Source organism: Corynebacterium gerontici (assembly GCF_003813985.1).
GTDB lineage: Bacteria > Actinomycetota > Actinomycetes > Mycobacteriales > Mycobacteriaceae > Corynebacterium > Corynebacterium gerontici.
On the sequence record NZ_CP033897.1, the window covers coordinates 2,172,849 to 2,194,487 of the forward strand.

Annotated in this window: 21 protein-coding genes, 4 tRNA genes and 1 pseudogene; 13 read left to right on the forward strand and 13 right to left on the reverse strand. The window is 60.4% G+C overall.

Features of this window, described 5'->3' with window-relative positions; all coding sequences use genetic code 11:
- Window positions 1-38: 38 nt before the first annotated feature.
- A complete protein-coding gene (locus tag CGERO_RS10210) occupies window positions 39-518 on the reverse strand; it encodes a nucleoside deaminase (protein ID WP_123936145.1) in 480 nt (159 codons plus the stop codon).
- Window positions 511-966, reverse strand: coding sequence for a tRNA adenosine deaminase-associated protein (locus CGERO_RS10215; protein ID WP_123935630.1), 456 nt, complete (start codon window positions 964-966; stop codon window positions 511-513). Before CGERO_RS10215 ends, CGERO_RS10210 begins: the two co-directional genes overlap by 8 nt.
- A gap of 37 nt (window positions 967-1,003) precedes the next feature.
- Between CGERO_RS10215 and CGERO_RS10220 the strand changes: the two genes are divergently transcribed.
- Window positions 1,004-2,029, forward strand: a complete 1,026-nt coding sequence (locus CGERO_RS10220; RefSeq protein WP_123935632.1) for a prephenate dehydrogenase — start codon at window positions 1,004-1,006, stop codon at window positions 2,027-2,029.
- A 441-nt stretch (window positions 2,030-2,470) separates the two neighbouring features.
- Here the strand turns inward: CGERO_RS10220 and CGERO_RS10225 are convergent, their stop codons facing one another.
- Genes CGERO_RS10225 through pdxS form a run of 3 tightly spaced genes read right to left on the reverse strand, consistent with a single transcriptional unit; the run spans window position 2,471 to window position 4,813 of the window.
- Window positions 2,471-3,358 (reverse strand): type IV toxin-antitoxin system AbiEi family antitoxin domain-containing protein, encoded by an 888-nt coding sequence (locus tag CGERO_RS10225; protein ID WP_123935634.1) that lies wholly within the window; start codon window positions 3,356-3,358, stop codon window positions 2,471-2,473.
- A gap of 7 nt (window positions 3,359-3,365) precedes the next feature.
- On the reverse strand, window positions 3,366-3,929 hold the full coding sequence (gene pdxT / locus CGERO_RS10230) for a pyridoxal 5'-phosphate synthase glutaminase subunit PdxT (protein WP_123935636.1): 564 nt from the start codon (window positions 3,927-3,929) through the stop codon (window positions 3,366-3,368).
- Window positions 3,923-4,813 carry a pyridoxal 5'-phosphate synthase lyase subunit PdxS gene (pdxS, locus tag CGERO_RS10235; protein WP_206423901.1) on the reverse strand — a complete coding sequence of 297 codons (891 nt, stop codon included), beginning with the start codon at window positions 4,811-4,813 and terminating at the stop codon, window positions 3,923-3,925. Before pdxS ends, pdxT begins: the two co-directional genes overlap by 7 nt.
- A 78-nt stretch (window positions 4,814-4,891) precedes the next feature.
- Here pdxS and pdxR point away from each other — a divergent pair, with 78 nt between their 5' ends.
- Entirely contained in the window at window positions 4,892-6,259 is a 1,368-nt protein-coding gene (gene pdxR / locus CGERO_RS10240) for a MocR-like pyridoxine biosynthesis transcription factor PdxR (RefSeq protein WP_123935640.1), read from the forward strand.
- 83 nt (window positions 6,260-6,342) lie between these two features.
- Here the strand turns inward: pdxR and CGERO_RS10245 are convergent.
- Window positions 6,343-6,418 (reverse strand) — tRNA-Arg (locus CGERO_RS10245).
- Window positions 6,419-6,867: 449 nt separating this feature from the next.
- Here CGERO_RS10245 and CGERO_RS10250 point away from each other — a divergent pair.
- Window positions 6,868-8,334, forward strand: coding sequence for a molybdopterin-dependent oxidoreductase (locus tag CGERO_RS10250; protein WP_245998922.1), 1,467 nt, complete (start codon window positions 6,868-6,870; stop codon window positions 8,332-8,334).
- On the forward strand, window positions 8,334-8,570 hold the full coding sequence (locus tag CGERO_RS10255; protein ID WP_123935644.1) for a hypothetical protein: 237 nt from the start codon (window positions 8,334-8,336) through the stop codon (window positions 8,568-8,570). Before CGERO_RS10250 ends, CGERO_RS10255 begins: the two co-directional genes overlap by 1 nt.
- Here the strand turns inward: CGERO_RS10255 and CGERO_RS10260 are convergent.
- From CGERO_RS10260 to CGERO_RS10270, 3 genes are all read right to left on the reverse strand, one after another.
- Window positions 8,563-10,290: a pyruvate dehydrogenase gene (locus tag CGERO_RS10260; RefSeq protein ID WP_123935646.1), complete on the reverse strand. Its 1,728-nt coding sequence runs from the start codon at window positions 10,288-10,290 to the stop codon at window positions 8,563-8,565. The genes CGERO_RS10255 and CGERO_RS10260 overlap by 8 nt on opposite strands.
- Before the next feature lie 288 nt (window positions 10,291-10,578).
- A tRNA-Arg gene (locus CGERO_RS10265) sits at window positions 10,579-10,654 on the reverse strand.
- Between the two features lie 44 nt (window positions 10,655-10,698).
- A tRNA-Ser gene (locus CGERO_RS10270) sits at window positions 10,699-10,786 on the reverse strand.
- Window positions 10,787-10,885: 99 nt separating this feature from the next.
- Between CGERO_RS10270 and hisC the strand changes: the two genes are divergently transcribed.
- Window positions 10,886-11,941 carry a histidinol-phosphate transaminase gene (gene hisC, locus CGERO_RS10275; RefSeq protein ID WP_123935648.1) on the forward strand — a complete coding sequence of 352 codons (1,056 nt, stop codon included), beginning with the start codon at window positions 10,886-10,888 and terminating at the stop codon, window positions 11,939-11,941.
- On the opposite strand, the gene CGERO_RS10280 is transcribed toward hisC, so the two are convergent.
- The gene (locus CGERO_RS10280) at window positions 11,938-12,192 is read right to left on the reverse strand and encodes a MoaD/ThiS family protein (protein ID WP_123936147.1); all 255 of its coding nucleotides are present in this window, start codon (window positions 12,190-12,192) and stop codon (window positions 11,938-11,940) included. The genes hisC and CGERO_RS10280 overlap by 4 nt on opposite strands.
- 61 nt (window positions 12,193-12,253) lie before the next feature.
- Here CGERO_RS10280 and CGERO_RS10800 point away from each other — a divergent pair.
- The 3 genes and pseudogenes from CGERO_RS10800 to CGERO_RS10290 form a co-directional block, all read left to right on the forward strand.
- Window positions 12,254-12,664: pseudogene (locus tag CGERO_RS10800) on the forward strand (MogA/MoaB family molybdenum cofactor biosynthesis protein); the annotation flags it as partial.
- Window positions 12,665-12,685: 21 nt separating this feature from the next.
- On the forward strand, window positions 12,686-13,165 hold the full coding sequence (locus CGERO_RS10805) for a molybdenum cofactor biosynthesis protein MoaE (protein WP_377017616.1): 480 nt from the start codon (window positions 12,686-12,688) through the stop codon (window positions 13,163-13,165).
- A complete protein-coding gene (locus CGERO_RS10290) occupies window positions 13,162-14,154 on the forward strand; it encodes a ThiF family adenylyltransferase (RefSeq protein ID WP_123935652.1) in 993 nt (330 codons plus the stop codon). Before CGERO_RS10805 ends, CGERO_RS10290 begins: the two co-directional genes overlap by 4 nt.
- A gap of 259 nt (window positions 14,155-14,413) precedes the next feature.
- Here CGERO_RS10290 and CGERO_RS10295 read toward each other — a convergent pair whose 3' ends face one another.
- On the reverse strand, window positions 14,414-15,361 hold the full coding sequence (locus CGERO_RS10295; RefSeq protein WP_123935654.1) for a hypothetical protein: 948 nt from the start codon (window positions 15,359-15,361) through the stop codon (window positions 14,414-14,416).
- 197 nt (window positions 15,362-15,558) lie between these two features.
- Here CGERO_RS10295 and CGERO_RS10300 point away from each other — a divergent pair, with 197 nt between their 5' ends.
- Genes CGERO_RS10300 through CGERO_RS10310 form a run of 3 tightly spaced genes read left to right on the forward strand, consistent with a single transcriptional unit; the run spans window position 15,559 to window position 17,576 of the window.
- Complete coding sequence (locus tag CGERO_RS10300) at window positions 15,559-16,380, forward strand: hypothetical protein (protein ID WP_123935656.1); 822 nt, start codon at window positions 15,559-15,561, stop codon at window positions 16,378-16,380.
- A 9-nt stretch (window positions 16,381-16,389) separates the two neighbouring features.
- Window positions 16,390-16,980 carry a hypothetical protein gene (locus CGERO_RS10305; protein WP_123935658.1) on the forward strand — a complete coding sequence of 197 codons (591 nt, stop codon included), beginning with the start codon at window positions 16,390-16,392 and terminating at the stop codon, window positions 16,978-16,980.
- 41 nt (window positions 16,981-17,021) lie between these two features.
- Window positions 17,022-17,576: an LppP/LprE family lipoprotein gene (locus CGERO_RS10310; protein WP_164470307.1), complete on the forward strand. Its 555-nt coding sequence runs from the start codon at window positions 17,022-17,024 to the stop codon at window positions 17,574-17,576.
- Between the two features lie 692 nt (window positions 17,577-18,268).
- Here CGERO_RS10310 and CGERO_RS10315 read toward each other — a convergent pair.
- A tRNA-Ser gene (locus CGERO_RS10315) sits at window positions 18,269-18,353 on the reverse strand.
- Window positions 18,354-18,423: 70 nt separating this feature from the next.
- Here CGERO_RS10315 and CGERO_RS10320 point away from each other — a divergent pair.
- Complete coding sequence (locus tag CGERO_RS10320; RefSeq protein ID WP_123935662.1) at window positions 18,424-19,371, forward strand: NAD(P)H-quinone oxidoreductase; 948 nt, start codon at window positions 18,424-18,426, stop codon at window positions 19,369-19,371.
- Between the two features lie 13 nt (window positions 19,372-19,384).
- On the opposite strand, the gene CGERO_RS10325 is transcribed toward CGERO_RS10320, so the two are convergent.
- Window positions 19,385-20,587, reverse strand: a complete 1,203-nt coding sequence (locus CGERO_RS10325) for a PLP-dependent aminotransferase family protein (protein WP_123935664.1) — start codon at window positions 20,585-20,587, stop codon at window positions 19,385-19,387.
- A gap of 155 nt (window positions 20,588-20,742) precedes the next feature.
- On the opposite strand from CGERO_RS10325, the gene wzm reads away from it, so the two are divergent.
- Window positions 20,743-21,636, forward strand: a complete 894-nt coding sequence (gene wzm, locus CGERO_RS10330) for a galactan export ABC transporter permease subunit Wzm/RfbD (protein ID WP_123935666.1) — start codon at window positions 20,743-20,745, stop codon at window positions 21,634-21,636.
- Window positions 21,637-21,639: the final 3 nt, after the last annotated feature.

Genomic DNA, 21,639 nt, shown 5'->3' on the forward strand with positions numbered 1-21,639 from the left:
GCGCAACAGCTTATAAGTTGGCCGCGCCAAACCTCAAATTAGCCGCGCAAACCGCGGAAAAACTCCTCCATCAGCGCCGCACACTCCCGCTCACGCACGCCGCCGATCACCTCCATCGTGTGCAGCGCCAGCGGATCACGCACCACATCCAACGCCGAACCACACGCCCCCGTCTTCGGCTCGAACGCACCAAACACCAACCTGCCCATACGCGCCCCCATGATCGCACCCGCGCACATCGCACACGGCTCCAACGTCACCACCAGAGTGCAACGGGAAAAACGCCAACCATCGCCCGTCTTACCCAACGCCTGGCGGATCGCCAGCATCTCCGCGTGAGCCAGCGGATCCGCATCCGCCTCACGGCGATTCACACCGCGGCCAATCACCTCCCCGCGTTCATCAAGGACGATCGCCCCCACAGGCACGTCACCCGGCGGGGTGTTGACGGCATGGTCTAGGGCCAGGCCCATGAGGGCGTGGGATTGGGGGCGCAGGGGCGTCGAAAAGCTAAGCATCAACGGCGGCGGCAAGCTCCTCTTCACAACCCAGCTCCTCAGCCAAGCGCTGCAACTGCTCCGAAGCCCACCAATCAGTCTCATCACAAATCACAGCCATGACCTGCTCACTCACCCCCAAATCGGCAAGAATATCGAAGTCACCCTCCGCCCAAGGCTCATCTCCCTCCTCAGGTTCCACACCCAAGGTTTCCAGAACCTCCAAAGCAAAATCGTCCTCGCTCGCCGCCGAAGCATCAGAAATCAGCAAACGCACACCCTGCGGAGTGGGCCGAACGAGCACAAAATAATCGTCCTCCACACACAACATGGCAAAAGCAGCAGACTCCGAACGCAAACTGCGCACCGCCTGAATCGAGGTGCCAAGCTGCTCAAAACGATCACGAAACTCGCGCACCTGCCACTTACCCTCGCCGCGCACCACCGTCACCGCAAAATCCTGCTTCATACGCCATACCGTAGTCGGAATATGCCACACTTGTCAGGTGACGACATTCCGCATCTCCCGCCCCATCTGCGTACTCGGACTCGGCCTCATCGGGGGGTCACTGCTCAGAGCGCTTGTCGACGCCAACGTGCCCGCCTTCGGCTTCAACCGCTCCCCCTCCGGCGCCCGCGCCGCCGCCAAAGACGGCTTCGATGTGAGCTCCGACCTCGAAGAAACACTCACCCGCGCTGAACGCGAAGGCGCACTGATCGTGCTGGCCACCCCCATGACCGCCATCGCCGGGCTACTCGACGCCATCAGCGCGCACGCCCCAAGCTGCGGCTTCACCGACGTCGTCAGCGTCAAAGGCAGCGTGCTCACCGAAGTCAAAGAACGCGACATGCAAGAACGCTACGTGGGCGGACATCCCATGGCCGGCACCGCCAACAGCGGCTGGGAAGCCTCCGACGCCACCCTCTTCCGCGGCGCACCCTGGGTGCTGACCTTCGATTACGCCATCGAACAGCGCGCACCAAAAACCTGGATCCAACTCTGGACCGACGTCGCCCTCATGGCTCAGACAGTTGGCGCCGAAGTCATCCCCGCGCGCGTCAAAGTCCACGACCGCGCCGTCGCCCGCATCTCCCACCTGCCCCACATCCTCGCCGAAGCCCTGGCAATCGTCGGCGACAACGGCGGCGCCCTCTCCTTGTCGCTGGCTGCCGGCTCCTTCCGCGACGGCACCCGCGTCGCCGGCTCCGCCCCCTCCTTGGTGCGCGCCATGTGCGAAACCAACTCCGAAGCCCTGCTCAACGCCCTCGACGAAGCCATGGTCTTGCTTGCCGACGCCCGCGCCCACCTCGCAGAAGCCAACCCCAACCTCGAGGAACTCATCGACGCCGGCTACCGCTCCCGCATCCGCTACGAGGCCCGCTCCGGACAATCCTCAGCAGACTCGGTGAGCCCACTGAGCATCTCATCCCGGCCGGTGTTCCGACTCCATCCGGGCGCCCCCGGCTGGGTCAACCAGCTCAAACAGGCAGAAAACATTGGCGCCCGCGTGGAAGTCCTGAACATCGGGTAGACCCAGGGTGGCGCTGTGCACGTTCCCATGCCATTCCGACACCAACCTGCCCAATCTCGGCCCAACTGACATGGGAAACGGCCCACCAAACCCCCACGTGCACGTTCCCATGACGATCTGCCACTCGTACTAACCAACAGCACCCAACTGCCACGGGAAACTGCACAAACAAGCCACCCCAAACCCCCAAACGTGCACGTTCCCATGCCATTCCAACACCAACCTGCCCAACCTCAGTCCAACTGACATGGGAAACGGCCCACTTCCTAAGAAACCCAATCCCCCAACCCAAGACAACCCGCTCAATTCCCCATCCGAGGCATCTCACGCCCTCCTGTTGTCCTTGCTCTTCGCTCGCATTCCCAGAATCCGCAGCAAATCCACGACAAAAACCCAGTTCACACACCTAAAGCATGACTGGCACTTAGTTCAAGCAAAAACTTAGCGCCAACGCTGCCCGTAACGCAGTTGCGAGTGCCATTTCCACACGCCGGTCGTTTCAACGTGGGTTAAAGCGGTTGCAGGCAGACGTGGCTGCAGGGCGCGCATGACTTGCTCGACGCAGGTATCGAATTCGGTGTCGATGCAGGATGCTGAGTAGCGCAGGACGCGATAACCGTGCAGCTGCGCGGCATTGCCTTTCCAGCGATCAGCCTTAAATACCTCTTCGCCGCTGTGGTAGTCGTAGCCGTCGATTTCAATGATCAGCTTGGCCTTCTCGCACACGGCGTCGAAGCGGTAGGGGCCGATGGGTTTGTTGTGGCGCAGTTCCACGCCCAAGTTGGCGAGAGCGGCGAAGAAGCGCCGCTCAGTGTTGGAGTCGCAGCCGATGGGGGAAAACCTCAGGTCACGTTTGAGTTCCCGGCCGAGCCGGGGCGTGTTAGCTGAGTCGTTCAGGCAGCGCTGAAGACCTCCTTTGCCGGGATAGGCGCGGGCAATGAAGTGTCGGCGATCTTCAGGGGTGAAGTCGAGTTGTCTCGCAGTTTCAACGGCATTCGCGAACACGCCTTCGCTGGGTTTCTTACGTAGGTTCCGGCAGTGCCGCATGCGGAAGTATTCGTTATTGATCAACCCTCGCCCGCGCGGTACCTCCACATGCAGCGGCAAGCTCAGGGGTCGCCCTTCATGGTGTTCCTGGGCGGTCACGCCCGTGATGCGCGCAAATGGTTTATGCTCGCGCAGCCATTGCAGCAGCATGTCGGGCGTTGGCCGCCCACGGCTGTAGTGCCCGCGGAAGATTCGCACGAGCGCCCCGCTGCCGAGCATCGCGTTCAGTGCTCGTCGGCCGATGCCTTGTTCCCTGAGTTCTGCAATGTGTTCGACCCCCACATGACAATTAGACGTGTTTTTCGCCCCTGAGGTTCCGAAGCCATTGTTCGTGCAGGTCAGTGCGTCCGTTTTCTTCGGGGTGGAAGGAGTAGGCCACGTTGCGCCCGTGCCGCACGCCCACGATTCGCCCATCCGCCAGCCTCGCGATCACCTCGGCGTCGCCTGCGGCTACGACTTCGGGGGCGCGGATGAATGTGGCGGGTTGGCCGTCGATAAGCTGCTCAAAGGAGTCTTTTTGGGTGCCAAAAGCGTTTCGACGAACACGCACGGGCAACACCGCAAGCGTTTGCTGGGCGGGGGCCGGGTTTTCCACTTCGGCGAGGTAGATCAGGCCGGCGCAGGTGCCAAAGGCAGGCAGACCCGATTTCAGGGCGTCGCGCAGGGGCTCGGCCAGGCCAAAGGCGCGGGCGAGTTTGTCCATGACGGTGGATTCGCCGCCGGGGATGACGATGCCGTCGAGGCCTTCGAGGTCGGTGGGGAATCGCACCAGGCGCACCTGGCAGCCGAGGCGCTCCAGGACAGCGCGGTGTTCCTCAATGCCGCCCTGAAGTGCGAGGATGCCGATTACCATCCGCGCTCCGCCAAACGGTGCGGGGCGGGCACGTCGGCGACGTTGATGCCGACCATGGCCTCGCCCAGGTTGCGGGAGACTTCGGCGATGAGCTTGGGATCATCGTAGGCAGTGGCGGCCTTGACGATGGCCTCCGCGCGCTTCGCTGGATTGTCGGACTTGAAGATACCCGAGCCCACGAACACACCCTCGGCACCCATTTGGCGCACGAGCGCGGCGTCGGCGGGAGTAGCAACGCCACCAGCGACGAACAGGACCACGGGCAGCTTGCCGGTCTCTGCGACCTCGGCTACCAAGTCATATGGTGCCTGGAGCTCTTTGGCCGCTACGTAGAGTTCGTCGCGGTCGAGGCGCTGGAGTCGGGCGATTTCGCCCTTGATGGTGCGCAGGTGCCTCACGGCCTCGGAGACGTCGCCGGTGCCAGCTTCGCCTTTGGAGCGGATCATAGCGGCACCCTCGGTGATGCGGCGCAGTGCTTCGCCCAGGTTGGTGGCGCCACAGACGAAGGGCACGTCGAAGTCCCACTTGTTGATGTGGTGGGTGTAGTCGGCGGGGCTGAGCACCTCGGATTCGTCGATGAAGTCCACATTCAGGGCCTCGAGCACTTGGGCTTCGACGAAGTGGCCGATGCGGGCTTTGGCCATCACTGGGATGGAGACGGCGTCGACAATGCCTTCGATGAGGTCGGGGTCGCTCATGCGAGCCACGCCGCCTTGGGCGCGGATGTCGGCGGGTACGCGCTCGAGCGCCATCACGGCCGCTGCTCCGGCGTCTTCGGCGATGCGCGCCTGCTCAGGGGTCACGACGTCCATGATGACGCCGTTTTTCAGCATGTCTGCGAGTCCGCGCTTGACGCGGGTGGTTCCGTGTTGTTGTTCAGCCATGAGAGTCATTCCAACACGCAAAGTGGTTCAATGTAAGAGCCATATTCAGCGTGTTGCGTTAGACCACTTGGAGGAATTGTGCGATCCGAAGCCGCCGCAGAACTCACCCTGCACCTCGACGAACACGACACCCGACCCCTCCCCGTGCAGCTCACAGCCCAGATCCGCGAACTCATCACCGCCGGCCAACTTTCGCCAGGCGACCCAATCCCATCCACCCGCGCCCTCTGCACCCAATTGGGGGTATCGCGCGGCACGGTCGTCGCCGCCTACGAGCAACTCAGCGCCGAAGGCTACCTCCACTCCGAACGCGGCTCAGGCACCCGCATCCACCCAGGATTGCAGCCCCTCCCCGCGGCCACGCAGGAGGTTCGGGGACGGGAGGCGTCGAAAAGCTTATCGACGCTCACGCCCGGCATCCCCGACGTCAGCACCCTCATAGACCCCACCTGGAGAGCAGCGTGGCGCGAAGCCGCGAACAACACCGAGGCACTGCCCGTGGCCGGGTCGATGGCGCTGCGACGCGAAATCGCGCACCACCTTCGGCACATGCGCGGCGTGATCGCACACCCCGAACACATCATCGTCACCTCCGGCGCACGCGAAGGACTCATGGTGCTGCTCCACGCGATGGGGACGAGGCTGCGGGTGGGAGTGGAATCACCCGGCTACCCAAGCCTGCGGCGCGTACCCGAACTTCTGGGCCACCAACTCGTGGAAGTAGGAACCGATGCCCACGGCGTGCGCGAAGACGCCCTCCAACCGATGGACGCACTGATCTGCACCCCAAGCCACCAGTACCCCCACGGCGGCTCCCTGCCCGCCCAACGCCGCACCGCCATCGCGCGCTGGGCCGAACTCAACAACGCCTGGATCATCGAGGACGACTTCGACTCCGAGCTTCGCTACGAAGGCCAACCACTGCCTGCACTCACCGCCCTAGCGCCCGCCCGCACCGCACTCCTGGGCACCTTCTCTACCCTGGTAAGCCCCACAATCGCCTGCGGCTACATCCTCGTGCCCCCTTCGCTTTTCGACGCCACGCTGCGCATCCGCACCCTACTGAGCCAACCCGCCGGCGCCATCACCCAACGAGCCCTCACCCACTACATGGCCACCGGCGCCCTTCGGCGACGCACCCAAAAACTGCGGCGCACCTACGCCCGGCGCCGCGACATCGTCTACCAGGAGCTCGGCGGTCTACACGATGCTGAGTTGCGGCCGATCCGCGGCGGACTGCACGCGGTGATCCTCTGCTCCAGGCCGGCGGGTGAGGTCGTGACCGGCTGCGCGGCGCGAAGCCTGGGAGTAACCGCGCTCGACGACTACTGGGGCGGCGCCGCAAGCAGCGAAAATGGTGTGGTGATCGGCTTCGGCGCGCTCGAGGACGACGCGCTACGACGAGCTCTGCAGACACTCGCCTACGAACTCCAGCGCGGCGGCTAAGATCCGGCGGCTGGGGGGTGGGTTGAGGTTTGGCTCGGGTCTGGCATAGCGAAAGGCCCCGGTTTTCACCAGGGCCTTTGAGTTGGTGCGCCCGGAGGGATTCGAACCCCCAACCTTCTGATCCGTAGTCAGATGCTCTATCCGTTGAGCTACGGGCGCGTGCAACGGATATTCAATCTACTCTACCCAAACGATGATCAACAAATCTGCAGGTCGGTGGGGATTGCGGCGGCGGGAGGGGTTCATGGTTGAGGGTTAGTGTTGGGGGCTTTCCGGCGCCCGATGACGCATGCTGACGCGTGCACGTTTCCATGTCAAAGTGACGGCGACAATCCCAATCCCATTCAAACTGACATGGGAAACGACACAGAACACGACACCCAAACCCAAACCGTGCACGTTCCCATGTCAAAGTGACGGCAACAGCAGATCTACCCACCCAACTGACATGGGAAACGGCCGACATCAAGCCAAAAAACCTTCAGTGATAAACCAAACATTATTAACACGTTATTTCCCGTTTTATTTCGACATATGCGAATACACTTAAATACATCACCTCTCCCCTATTAAAGGAGGTTGCAATGGGGATTAATCCTGATTTCCCCATGTGGCTCCGAGCCACACATCTCATCAATTTCATCTTGATTGGCATGCTTTTGCGGTCAGGCTTCGAGATCCTTAGTTCAATGCCACGCCTCTGGTGGTCCAATGATTGCGCCCCGGGCAAGGAGTGGCTGAAATTCACAAAGCGAGAGTTACCCCGGGAAGAGGGGGTCTACACCTCGCTTATGGATGAAAAATCTCTCTCACCGATCATCTCACTGCCCGGCAGGGAAAACGTCGGCCTTGGACGCCATTGGCACGGCGCAGCCGTGATGCTTTGGGTACTGAACGGCCTCGTGTATGTCACTCTGCTCCTCAGTACAGGATTATGGCGCCGAATCGTCCCTACGAGTTGGGAGGTGTTCGGGGATGCTTGGGAGTCCGCGAAGATTTACGCCGGTTTTGGTGTGCCTTCCCTGGAGAATTTTCAGCCTTACGATGCGTTACAGATGCTGGCATATTCGGCAGTCATCTTCGTGTTTGCACCGATGATGATGTTTACCGGTGTGGCGATGTCCCCCGCTATCCGCGAGCGCTTTCCCAGGTACGTCAAAATGCTCGGCGGCCATCAGGGTGCGCGTTCGCTGCACTTCCTTTCCATGGTGTGCATTTCGGTGTTCATCATCATCCACGTGACCCTGGTGTTTGCCGTGCATCGAGAGCACAATTTGGTGCACATGGTGTTTGGCGATGTGGACACAGCTCGTTATGCACAGGCATTCACCGCGATTACGCTCACCATTGCGGCGGTGATCATTTTTTGGATCGCGTTGAGTTACTTCACCTTGGCGGATCGCGCTCGGGCACACCATTTCCTGGTTCCTTTCACTGAGCTGGGCCGCAAGTTTTTCTTGAACCCTCTCAAAGCTGCCCCAAAGAACGCTTTCACGGACGCGGACATTTCGCAGTTCCACTGGACCAACGGTTTGCCGCCCACCGAGGAGGAGTCGCGGGAGTGGCTCGCCGCAAAGTCGGACGATTGGGAAAGTTATAGGGTTCAGGTGGGCGATCGTTCGCTCACCTTGTCCGATCTCGAGGCTTTGCCGCAGGCTAGCTACATCGCCACGCATACCTGTATGCAGGGCTGGTCGGCTACATCGCGCTGGGAAGGCCCTCGCCTTCGGGATCTTTTGCCTCCTCGCCCCGAGGGCGCGAACTACGTGTTGATCGAGTCCTATGGTCTGGCCCAGCAGATGTATGACAATCGCCCCCGCGAGCCCTTTTATGCAGTGATCGAGGCGTCTACCGCCCTGGAGGATCGCACCATTTTGGCGATTCGTCGCAATGGTCACCCGTTGGAGGTTCATTTGGGGGCACCTGCTAGGCTTCGCGCTGAATCACAGCACGGTTACAAGGCCGTGAAGTGGGTGAAATCGATTCAGTGGATCGCGGATTACGCCGATTATGGTGATGGCCGCGGCGGCACCCGCGAGGACTCCGCACTTCAGGCGTTTAATGGAAGGATCTAGTGTCCCCTCATATTGTTTCGTCCAGCTTTGAGGTTGCGGGCATCGGCAGCAACCGCGATGTTCAGCGGGCTAGGCAAAAGCTTTTCGACGTCTTTGCGTCACACAATATCGGCCAAGTCGCCTTCGAATTGCGTGGCGGAGGCCAACCGGCCCTCATGGTGCTGAAGCACCCGGAAGGGGCGGCGCTGGACGTCGAAAAGCTAAATGAAGCGTTGAAGCCCTACCGCATCACCTAGGCATGTTCCGGATATTGGACTTGGCCAAATCCAGCAGCTCGCCGAAGCCGCCCTGCAAAGCGGTGCGCGCGGAAGCCTTGGCAAAGCCCGTGAGCACGTCCATGGTGATGTCCGGCGGGACGGAAAGGGAATCGGGGTTCGTGACCACATCCACCAGGACGGGCCCTGGATGCGCCATGGCGCTGGCCAACGCAGTGCGGACCTCCTCGGGCTGTGTGACCCGGATGGCGTGAATGCCCACTCCCTTGGCAATCGCCGCGTAATCCACCATCCCGTTGTCTGTGCCGAAGCTGGGCATCCCCTCCACCATCATCTCCAGCTTGACCATGCCCAGGGTCTGATTATTGAACACCACCATCTTCAGAGGCAGCTCGTGAAGGCGGACAGTGAGCAGCTCGCCTAGCAGCATGGCCAGGCCGCCGTCACCACACATGGCCACCACCTGGCGGTCCGGGTGGGAAAGCTGCGCGCCGATCGCCTGCGGCAAGGCATTAGCCATGGTGCCGTGGCGGAAGGAAGCTAGCAGCTCGCGCCCACCCGGATTATTGATATAGCGCGCGCCCCACACCGTGCACATGCCCGTGTCCACCGTGAACACCGCATCAGCCGCCGCGACCTCGTCGAGCTGCGCGGCCACGAACTCCGGGTGCAACGGCACCTGCCCGTGATCACTGCGCGCGTAGGCGTTGACCACGTGCTCCTTCTTCTTCTCATGCACCTTGAGCATCTTGCGAAGGAACGCGTCATCCTTCGCCTCCACACGCGGGAGGAGCTGCTGCAGGGTCACTTTCGCATCGCCGTGCACGGGATAGCTTGTCGACGTCCTACGTCCCAACCTCGTGCCGTCCACATCGATCTGGGCGACATTCTTTGGGAGGAACTCGCGGTAGGGGAAGTCTGTGCCGATGAGAATGGCCAGTTCGGCCTCGTGGATAGCATCGTGGCAGGCGCCGTAGCCCAGCAGGCCGGTCATGCCGACGTCGAAGGGATTATTCGGCTGGAGTCCCATCTTTCCTCTAAGCGCGTGCCCGATTGGGGCCTTGAGCTTCTCGGCGAGCTCCAGCAGTTCCTCGCGAGCCTCGACCGCGCCCACGCCCGCAAAAATAGCGACGGTCTTGGCCTCGTTGATGGCTTCCGCCAGCGCCTCTACCTGCAACTTCGGCGGCATGAGGGTGGGATGCTCCTTGGAATACCGGCCATCAAGAGAGGAATGATCCACCGCGTCCAACTTGGACACATCACCCGGCAGCACCAGCACCGACACGCCCTTGCCCAGCAGCGTGGACTGGATTGCATGATGCAGCGCCTGCGCGCCTTGCTCGGGGCTGTGCACCATTTCGCAATAAGCGGAGGCGTCCTCGAACACCTTGGTGGGGTGCGTTTCTTGGTGGTACTCACTGCCGATGTTTGGGGTGGGAATGTGGCTGGCCAGTGCCAACACCTTGGCGCGGTTGCGATGCGAATCGTAGAGCCCCTGCAACAAGTGCGTATTGCCTGGTCCGCAAGACCCGGCGCACACTGCAAGCTCGCCTGTGAGCAGACTTTCGGCGCCTGCCGCGAAAGCCGCCGCCTCCTCATGGTGCACGTGCACCCACTCGATGCTGGACTTAGAAATCGCGTCCGTGATCGGGTTCAGCGAGTCTCCCACAAGGCCGTAGATTCTACGAACACCCTGCTGCTCAAGGTGCTCGACCAACTGCTGCGCAAAACTTTTCGACATTCCCAACCTTCCAAATCCATCAAGCCACGGCGCGCACTATCGCCCCTCAGATTAGCCTTTAATGATGAATCCTGGCTGTGGTTAGGCTAGATGTTTGCTGAACTCTCAAGGGTCTAACCGGCCGACACTTCGCGGGCCTGTGCACTTTCCCATGTCAATCCGACCGCAAATCCACCCCAATGCACACAAACGGCATGGGAAACTGCACAGCACAACTTCGCAGCCACGAGCTAAGTCCGGCCAACCCACCGCCAAATGCGAAATCCCCAGCTCGCGCTGGGGATTGTTTGGTGCGCCCGGAGGGATTCGAACCCCCAACCTTCTGATCCGTAGTCAGATGCTCTATCCGTTGAGCTACGGGCGCATGCTTCACCAGGCCCGGTGAAACCCTCCTCTAAAAGAAGAGGTTGGCGGAGACGACAGGATTTGAACCTGCGGTCCCTTGCGAGACAACTCCTTAGCAGGGAGCCCCATTCGGCCGCTCTGGCACGTCTCCAGCAGTTCCTTCACCGCGATGGTGAGAACCTTGAACGATCTTACAAGCGCGCCGGGGGAATGAGCAAATACACGGCGCGAAGCATTTAGAATGGCTTGCATGTCGAATCTTGAACAGTCCAGTCAGCGTTTCCACATCCGCAAGGATCTTGGCGGCATCCCGAAGTATATGCCGGGCAAGGATGCGCCTCAGGCTGTGAAACTTTCGTCCAACGAGGTCACCCATCCTCCCCTGCCTGGGGTTGCAGAGGCGATGACTCGCGCGACGGCGGAGGCGAACCGCTATCCAGACATCGCCAACGTGAAGCTGCGTACTGCCTTGGCGGATTCTCTGGGGTTAAGTTGGGAACAGGTAGCCGTCGGTGTGGGCTCTTCGGCGCTGTGTCAGCAGCTCGTTCAGATTTCCGCAGGCCCCGGTGATGAGGTGATTTATCCGTGGCGCTCTTTCGAAGCGTATCCAATTTTTGTGCAGGTCACCGGCGCTACGGCCGTCCCGGTCCCCCTGGACAACAACGGCGCCAATGACCTCGATGCGATGGCCGACGCCATCACGGACAACACCAAGCTCATTTTCGTGTGCAATCCCAATAATCCCACCGGCGCCGAGGTATCAAAGGCAGCCTTCGAGCGCTTCCTTAAGCGGGTGCCCAGCGATGTAGTCATCGCTCTCGACGAGGCCTATACCGAATACTTGCGGGTTGAAGACACGCCTCTTTCTACCGAATTGCTGGCGGATCACCCGAATCTTATTGGCCTTCGCACTTTCTCTAAGGCCTACGGCTTGGCGGGCGTTCGCGTGGGATACGCCTTCGGCCAAGAGGCAATTATCGACGCACTGAATCGCGTGGCCTTGCCATTCGGCGTGAACGTCGCCGCTCAGGCAGGGGCGCTGGCGTCGCTTGAGGCTCAACAGGAACTGTTGGAACGCACGGAAATCGTTGTGCGCAATCGCGACCGCGTTGCCGACCACCTCGGCGTGCCTCGTTCGCAGGCGAACTTCGTTTGGCTTGAAACCACCGACGGTCAACGGATTGCCGAGCAGCTCTTTGAGCAGGGAGTCATCGTGCGCGCATTTCCCGAGGGCGTGCGCATCACGGTCACCGATGATGAGGAAACTGATCGCCTCCTAGCCGCCTGGGACGCAATCGATCACTAGCCTCCCGCGAATGGCGGCAGCACGTCTACCCGCTCCGCCTGGCTGACGTCCACGCCCTGATCAGCATTTGCACCATCCACCAGGAAGGTGCAGCGCTCAAACACGTCTGCAAGACTTAGCCCGCTGTCGGTGCTCAGCGAGCTTTGGGCTGCCAGGTGCTCGATGAGCTGCTCCAGCGTGCCACCAAATTCAAGGTGCTCGACGCCCACACCCCGGGCTGCTTTTGCTGCTGCGAAATAGTGGATCTCCATACGTTGCAGCATATCGTTAGATTGGAATGGAAATATCCGTGTCAATTCCCAAGGAGTAGCAATGCGCACAGCTCGGGTCTTGGTGGCCTCCACCAGAGCAGCGGCAGGCACATACCAAGACACCACCGGACCTCTACTGGTACAGTGGCTAAGGGAACAAGGTTTCGAAACGTCAGATCCTTTAGTGGTGGCGGATAGGGAGGTGCGCGGGGGCGTCGAAAAGCTGCTTGGAGCAGATGTTGTAATTACCACGGGTGGGACGGGTATCAGCCCGGACGATCAGACCGTGGAGGCTGTGCAAAAGTACATTGATCGGCCAATGCCGGGAGTGATGCATGCCATTTGGGAGCACGGGCTACGGAACACGAAGTTTGCGGTGCTGTCGCGGGGTGTAGCAGGGATGGCAGGGCGGACGTTCGTTTGCACGTTGCCGGGAAGCCACGGGGGTGTGAAGGACGGGATGGCGGTGCTGGAGCCGCTGCTCGGTGCGATTGTGGACACCGCTGCAGGTCAGGCGCATGAGGGCCATGACCCCGCCTACGTGAAGGCGCAGGCCGGAATAATTGACGCGTTCATCACGGATCACCCGATCGACGCGGGCAAGGCGCGCGAACTCACGGCCACTCGCGCGATGGGCGCGGTGGTCACCTTCGACGGCGTGGTGCGCGATCATGACGGCGGCGAGCCGGTTGCGGATCTCACTTATACCGCGCACCCCAACGCTGCTGGAGTGATGCGCGCGGTTGTGGAGCGGATCGCTTCTCAGCATCCAAACACCCGCATTTTCGCGGTTCACCGGACGGGGGCGCTGCAGATTGGCGACACCGCTTTTCTGGTGGTCGCCGCCGCCGCGCACCGCCACGATGCGTTTTACGCCGCCATGGCCGTTGCCGACGCCGTCAAGGCCGAAGTTCCCATCTGGAAGGAACAGCACCTCAGCGACGGTCGAACCCAATGGGTGGGCATCGAATGAGGTACGCGCGCCAAGAAGCCTTGATCGGCGACCGCCAGCAGAAGCTTTTCGACGCCCACGTCACCGCCATCGGTGCAGGCGGCCTCGGCTCCCCCGCCCTTCAATACCTGGCGGCCGCCGGCGTGGGCCGAATCACCATCATCGACGATGATGTAGTGGACGAATCAAATCTGCACCGCCAGGTGCTGCACAAGACGGCTGACGTGGGGCGACCCAAAGTCGAATCAGCCCGGGAGGCGCTGTTGGCACTGAACCCTGACGTACGCATCGAAGCGGTGCATCAGCGGCTGCGGTGGCCAGAAGCCATGGATCTGATCAGGGGCGATTTGGTGATCGACGGCTCCGACAACTTCGACACTCGCCACATCGTGTCGACCACGTGCGCCCGCAGAGGCATTCCCCACATTTGGTCGGCAATCCTCGGCTTCGACGCACAATTATCTGTCTTTTGGGCAGGTCACGGCCCCATCTATGAGGATCTCTTCCCCGAACCCCCAGCTCCCGGCGCCGTCCCAAGTTGCGCCCAGGCCGGCGTGCTCGGCCCTTTGGTGGGCATCATGGGCTCGGCAATGGCGATGGAAGCCATCAAGATCATCACCGGGCTCGGCACCCCGCTCACCGGCCGGCTCGCCTACTACTCATCCTTGGAGCAAACCTGGGATTTTGTCCCTTTGCGCAGTTCACCGGCGATCCTCGAGCACGTCCTGCACTCCGCCCCCACCTCACAACCCCACGCCCCCACAGTGACCAAACCCGATTTTCCGCTTATCGACGTCCGCGAACCCCACGAATACACCCGCCACCACATCCCCGGCGCCCTCAACGTGCCCCTCTCTGCCATTCAAAGCGGAGCCAGCGTCCCCGAGAACGCCGTGCTGTATTGCCAGGCGGGAATCCGCTCGGAACAGGCGTACTTTCTGCTCAGCGAACAAGGAATCGCAGGACTGCGCAGCTTGCGCGGCGGCATCGACGCCTGGCACGCCGATTAATTCCGCCCGTGCCGGTTCCCATGTCAAAGTGACACCGGCTCACCCCCTCTGACACCAACTGCCACGGGAAACTGCCCGACCGTGCACGTTCCCATGTCAAAGTGACATCTATTCAGATCACCAGCCACCAACTGCCACGGGAAACTGCCCGACCGTGCACGTTCCCATGTCAATCAGACACCAACACCTGCCCCTAAGCACCAACCGCCACGGGAAACTGCACACCCGGCCGACTGTGCGGTTCTCAGTGACGGATCGATCAGAACAGGTGGCGGCCTTTTTGTCGCAGCCTAATGACGGGGTTCTTCTGGCTCGGCCCCAACGCGATGACGTTGTTGGTGATTGCGTTGGCTACCTCGATGTCGCGGGACGTAAGTGGCGTTTGGGAGAGTTCGGCGGTAGGGAGCCAGGCGTCCTTCGGGTCGGGGGCTCCGAGGTCGATGCGGCGGTTGTTCTTGAGGTCGATGTAGTAGCCGCGGGTGGCCATGAATCGATCGCGGTGGCCTTCGAAGCTGTCGCGTCGCCAGTCGGTGACCCGGTAGACATAGGGGCACCAGCCGTAGCGGGAGGGTACGAGGTAGGTCGTGTCGGGACTGATGGACCAGTGTCCGCGGGCGGAGCTCCATACTTGGCGGTAGTCGTCGGCGAGTGACATGCCTAGGCGCAAGCGCTGGTACCGGTCTTCGTCGATGGGCACTTCATCGCTGTGGGTCTCGAGTTCGGAAAGGTTTACTGCATCGGTGATGTGAACGCCCATCCAGGCCTCGAGGGGATCGGTGTAGTCGCCAGTGGTGTCGCGGTGGAAGCTCTTGGGCACCGCGAGGTTGGCATCCTCGGGCAAGCGTTGGCGCACCGCGTAACCCCACAGGCGAGGGTGGCCCATTCTGAGGAGCACCACCGTTTCGGAGGGCAGGTCCGCATGGATTTCGGGGCGGGTTTTCACCTGCCCGCTGACGATTCGGTCGAGGATTTCTTTTGCTTGTCGTGCTTCACTGCGGGCGGCTTCGGTTGGTGAGATTTCCATTTCGCCAAGTTGGGCGATGAGTAGAAGTTCGAGGGCGTCGGTGACGTCGAATAGCTGTGCAACGCTGCTGGTGGCGGGCAGATCCGCGTAGCCGAGGAGAGTGGCGATTCTGCGGATGAGGTCCGGGGAGACGGTGATTCGGTTGCGGGCGCCTTGAAGTTGCGCGGCGTTGAGTTTGTTCATGGTTCCCACTTTCGGGGGCTGAAGGCTTGAGCCAAACCCGCGAAGGATTCGGCGAGATCATCCACTTCCAGCCCCACACAACTGTAAAGTTTACGCCTTTAACATAACCCAGTTCGGGCGCGGAGTCCCAGTTTGCTCCCGGTCGGTGAGAGGAATAGCTACGCTCAACTGCGGGAAAATACACTGAAGGAACATTCATGACCAACCAACAATGGGGCAACCCTCGGCCCCAGAACACGCACCGAGCGCCGATCCTGGCGCTGGTAGCGATCGTCGCAATCCTCGGAGTTGCGGTGGTCTGGTTGCTGGTGAAAGGTCAAAGCGAACCTACTACCGATGAAGCGACGCCGATTGCAACGCAAACGATCGCGAACTCAGCCACCGAAACAGAAAAAGTAATTGAGACCGCACAGGCAGCCCCCGATACCCAGGATCGTTGTTCTTTGAGAGAAATCCACGACGATGAGGCAAAGGGATGGATCAACAAGGTGGTGTACTGCGATGGAGAATGGCTTGTCGCCGGCCAAGACGGCACTGAACGTATTGGTCACTTTCACTGGGAAGGATCCTGGCAGATCATCTCCAGCGATGGTCGGGTAAATGGCTACCACTGCTTCAACTCCGACACAATCAAGAACCTGGGAGCCCCAGCCGGATTCCGCCAACTCATGGTGCAATGCGATGAAGGTCCCAAACCCAAAACAAACAGCACCCTCGCCCAAGCCGCAGAATCTCCTGCCTGCAATGGCCAGTACATCTTGATCCTGGAATCAGTGATCCAGTACGAATACGACGATCTTGACTCGAAATTGAGCGAGGCCCTCGCTAAGTATCCCGGCGCGAAGTACACAAAGCCGGGCGCGTGCAGTTCCCTGCGCGGCAACTACAACGGCGGCTACGTGTATCCGATTTATTACTCCTACGGCAGGGACGTCGCGGCGCTCTGTCAAGCTAAAGCCAAATTCGGAGGCAATGCTCGCTCGCTGAACAACAATTCCGATTTTTCTGACCCTTGCTAAGGATTTTCCATGAAATACGACCTCTATGAAGACCTCAACCTCGACCGCTCTGCTGATTCCTCCACTATTGCGCAGCTTCTGTCTCAGCGTCTGAGCATCACAGCCTCCCCTGAGGAGCAGGACAAGCTCAGTACTGCCCGCGCGATTCTCGGCAATCCCAGTAATCGTTCGGTTTACGATGCAGAGCTTGACGACGCCTCCCGCACCTCACTTGATATCTCTCGCCTCCGGGAGATCGCCGCAATGAACGCCCCTGCGCAGCAGGGCTGGAACCCGGCACCACGGCAGCAACTGCAATTTGACACCAACTGGTTCCCGGTTGCGCCCGGCCGACAACGCAGCAGCTCACTCATGTGGGCAATCGGCACAGGTTTGATCGTGCTTGCGTGGGTGTATCTGTTCTTGAAGATGGCGTTTTTGAGTTCTGCTGTGCAGCAATCGACGGGTTTCACTGGACTGTTCGAAGCCGCTGATGCGCTGGACTCCGCCTCTGCGACGGCTTTCAATGTGGTGCTTTTCACCGTTTGCACCGGGGTTGGACTTCAGTTGCTGTGGAATATCCGTATGGTGATGGGGCGTCGTAAGGGCCTCAGCGAATAGAAGTGCTCCGATGGCTCGGCAGGTGCAATACAATGTGCACCATGCCGAGCTTTATCCATTCGCGACTCATTCCCGGTATCGCGCTGAGCACATTGCTGAGCTTTAGCCTCGCGGGATGCATTGATCCGAGCGATATCGTTTCGGGTAAAAAGCTGGAATCGGGCGTAACCACCGCTACCGAATCCCCGGACGATTGCAGCGCAAACGTTCCAATGGAATCGCTTGAACAGCACGCGGAGGAGCTCCCCAAGCTCAACAACCAGGCCTGGCCTCTCGAACTCGCCCGTGTGGATCAGGAAAATCCCTGCGCCACCTTGTCCTATATAGCGATTCCGCTGGGCAGGGGAACCGTGTCAACCCCCATGCAAGTGGCATTGTTCCACAACGGCCAGTTCCTCGGACCCGCTACCGAGCACATCTACAGCTTTGCACCGGAAATTAACCGCATCAACGATGCGACGATCGCTGTCACTTACCGATTCCGTGAGGAAGGTGAATCCAACGCCGAGGCAAGTGGATACACCACCGTGGTATTCGAATGGGACGAGGACTCCCAGAAAGTTCGCAGCACAGGGGAGTTTCCGCCGAGCAACTAGTTGGAACATTTTGCGCTCGAGCCGCTCTTATCGCCCAATTCAAGCTGTTGGATCTTATGGGGCGAGTGGCGACCTGTTACGCGGGAGTAGCTTCCCAGATCTAAGGCTCAGAGTGGAGGATGAAGAACCCGATCAAGGCAATGCCCCCGGTAGTAGCAAAACTGTATCTGGTTTGTGCATGCGTATGCGTTGCGGAAACACCCCTACAGCAATACCGGGCGCATTGCGCTTCGTAGAGCTGAGGTTCGGGCGAAACTTGAGACGGAGTTTCCGGCCGGTTCCTATGGAATTACCCAGGCTTCCAAGCCAATCAGCTCGCATGTCATGCTCTGGGAACGCGACGAAGAAGCTTTTGAGCTTGTCTGTCATGAGTTCCCGAGTGCCAGAATTAGCGCACAGGGCTATGAAACGGATGCGTTTTTCTTATTACCTCCTGATGATCCCGAGTATGAAGGTCTTACTTCTTACGTTGTTTGGAAAGAAACCAGGCATGTAGAGAAACTCAGCGCTACGGATCCACGAATCTATGAGTGGGAACCCGTTTTCCTTCAGAACACGGTTTCTACCTAGCAAACAGCCATGAAGTAGCCACGTGTGTGGGGTGTCAGCCCCCACCATGACACCACCCCACACCATCCAAGAAAACCCCACCAACCAGGCAAAACACCAGGTTAGCGGGGGATCTCATTGTGCGGAGGCACAGGGATTTGAACCCTGGGTTGGTTTCCCAACGCTGGTTTTCAAGACCAGTGCATTCGGCCGCTCTGCCATACCTCCAGCGGCTCGCATTGAAGCGAACAGGCTCAAATTGTACCCCAAACGCTCATTTTCTTTTAACGTGGGTGCTATGAAAGCTATTGAAGTGCTTGACGATCAGCAATTGCAACTCACAGATGCGGAGAAACCGCAGCTCAAGCCGGGAGAGGTTCGGGTGAAGGTGAAGGCGGTCGGCGTAAATCGCGCGGATCTGCTTCAGGCGGCCGGGCACTATCCGCCCCCTCCTGGTACCTCGGAGGTCCTGGGTTTGGAGTGTGCAGGCGTCATTGAGGACGCAGGAGATACCGGCCGGGCTCAGGGTGAACGCGTGGCGTGTCTGCTCGCCGGTGGCGCTTATGCGGAGTACGTGGCGGTGCCGGAAGGTCAACTCATGCCCATTCCGGATGGCTACAGCTTTGAAGAGGCGGCGTCTGTGGTGGAAGTGGCGTGCACGGTGTGGTCCAACATGGGCATGCTCGCCGGCCTGGAGGCGGGTCAGACATTGCTCATCCACGGTGGTGCCGGCGGTATTGGCACCTTCGCTATCCAATTGGCTAAGCATCTGGGTCTACAGGTGGCGGTGACCGCGGGTTCGGAAGAAAAACTCAACATCTGCAAGCAGCTCGGCGCGGACATCCTCATCAATTACAAGGAGGAGGATTTCGCGGAGAGGTTGAAGAACCAGTGCGATCGAATCTTGGACATCATTGGTGCCAAGTACCTGGATCAAAACGTCAAGGCTTTGGCTCAGGATGGTCACATGGTGATCATTGGTATGCAGGGTGGTGTGAAGGGCGAGCTGAATATTGGCCGTCTGCTGAGCAAGCGTGGCACCATCTCGGCCACGGCCTTGCGTGCTCGTGAATTGGAGGACAAAGCTCGGATTGTGCGAAGCACCGTGGAGAATGTTTGGCCGCTGCTCGAAGACGGCACGATCAAGCACCACATTCATGCCGTCTTACCCTTGGAGCAGGCGCAGCGCGCGCACGAGATGCTCAAGGGTGGTGAAGTTACCGGCAAGCTCGTCTTGAGCGTCTAATGTTCAAGGCCGCTTAGGCCAAGCTCGCCACCACGCGAGCGAGCTGGTCAATGTCCGACACTGTGTTATAAGGGGCAAGTGCACAGGTGATGGCACCGGCGGTGTCGGACAACCCCATCGCCTCGAGCAGTGGATCGGATCCCGCTACGGCGGCCACGAGGCCGTTGGTCAGCAGGCGCTGCTGGATAGTGGAGGCGGGTACGCCGTCGATGGCGAACGTGGCCGTCGGCAAGCGATCAACGTCAGCTCCGGCGGCAAGCTCTCCGGTCACACCGAACACGTGCACCTTGTGCATGGATTGCAGCGCCTCTACGAGCGCGGCACTGAGCTGCTCACCGTATTCGCCCAAGGCGGCCACCGATTGCGCAAGGCGATTGCGGCGAGTACCGCGCGCCGATTCGTCCAGGTCGGCCAGGTGGTCGATGGCAGAGGCCAGGGCCGCCGCGAGGGAGGGGGCGCAGTCTTCTATGAAGGCGGCGGCTTCTATGCGCGGGAACATCGTGTAATCGCGAAACGCCAGGGCCGCGATGCCGGGCACACCGAAGGCGCGGCCATCCAGGGCGACAATGTCGGCGCCCAGGTCCTCATGACGGGCGCTGCGGTACGTGACGGTGGGAGTGGCGTCGACAAGCATCCAAGCCCTCGACGCCCCGCGAACGTACTGGGAAACCAAACTTGGGCTGTGGATGGTGCCCACCTGGGCGGCACCGGATTGCATGGCTACGAGGCGCGTTGAGCCGTCGACAAGTCCGCCAAACTGCCAGCTCGGGACCTCGCCGGTGCCAAGGTCGGGCTCAGCCCAACGAATGGGCGCGTCAAGGGTCATGGGGCGCGAATCTGCGCGAGACAACACCACCGTGGCGTCCCGGCGCAACAGGGGGCGGACGGCGCGGGAAAAGCGGCTGAGCAAGACGGGAAGGCTGGGGCCCAAAACCACTGCGTCGGAAGTGGTATCGCACAGATCCGCAACGGCGCGGCGGGCGGAAAGCAACATATCGCGGCCATGCGCAGCCGGAGCCACCGCCACCTTCGCGTGCGTGCCCATCTGCTCCAGGGGCGCTTCCATGCGCGGCAAGGTAGGAGCGCTGCGGAAAGCGCGGGCGGCGGCGGCCGTGACACGCTCGGGAATTTGGGGCTGCAAATGTGCATCGAGATAGGTCCAGCCGTCGCTCAGCGAGGTGTACAAACCCCTGATCCGAGCTACATCAACTGCCATCTCTGCCGCTCCCTTTCTCTCAAGCATCCTTCAAGCAACCGCAAAAATCCGCAAGCAACCGCAAAAATCCGCGTGATCAGCTCTGCTGCAACTGTGCCGTTCTAGTATGCCTGTCGTATTCAATCCGCGCACCATCCGGACTATCCTAGAACGTTGTGCAGGACAAATCTGAGAAAACACTAGAGGCCACCATCGCCAGGATCACCAGTTCGGGTGACGGCGAGCCGGAGCCTTCGCGCTCGCAAACCTTGGCAAGCGCCTGGCGTGACCTGCGCTATGGCTTCTCACAGCATGAACTCTGGCTCCAGTTGGGCTGGCAGGACATCAAGCAGCGCTATCGACGCAGCGTGCTCGGCCCCTTGTGGATCACCATTGCCACCGGCGTGATGGCACTGGCGCTGGGTCTGCTGTACTCGGTACTGTTCAAGATTCCTGTGGCTGAGTTCCTACCGCACGTCACCGTGGGGCTGATCATGTGGGGCTTCATCGCCGGCTGCATTAAGGAGGGCTCGGAAGTCTTTATCGCCAATGAGGGCCTGATTAAGCAGCTCCCCTCGGCGCTATCGGTGCACGTTTATCGCCTGGTGTGGAAGCAGACGCTCTTCTTGGCGCACAACATGGTGATTTGGGCGATTCTCATGCTCATTTTCCCGCGTCCTTTGGGTTGGGATTTGGCGCTCGTGGTTCCTGCGATGGCGCTGCTGATCGTCAACGGCGTGTGGGTGTCCATGTTCTTCGGCATCGTTGCTACGCGTTACCGCGATTTCTCTCCCCTGCTGGAGGCGCTCACTCAGCTCCTCTTCTACGTCACCCCCATTGTGTGGACCACGGAGACCCTCTACGAGCAGGGCGGTGCGGTTTCTGAGCGCGCGGCGATTGCCAAGCTCAACCCGCTGTATCACTACATGGAGATCATCCGCGACCCCTTGATTGGTAAACCGATCGAGTGGGAAAACTGGATCGTGGTGGGCATTTGCACGGTGGTTGGTTTGTTCCTGGCCATGCTTGCTATGCGACGTTGGCGTTTCCGCGTCAGCTACTGGGTTTAATCG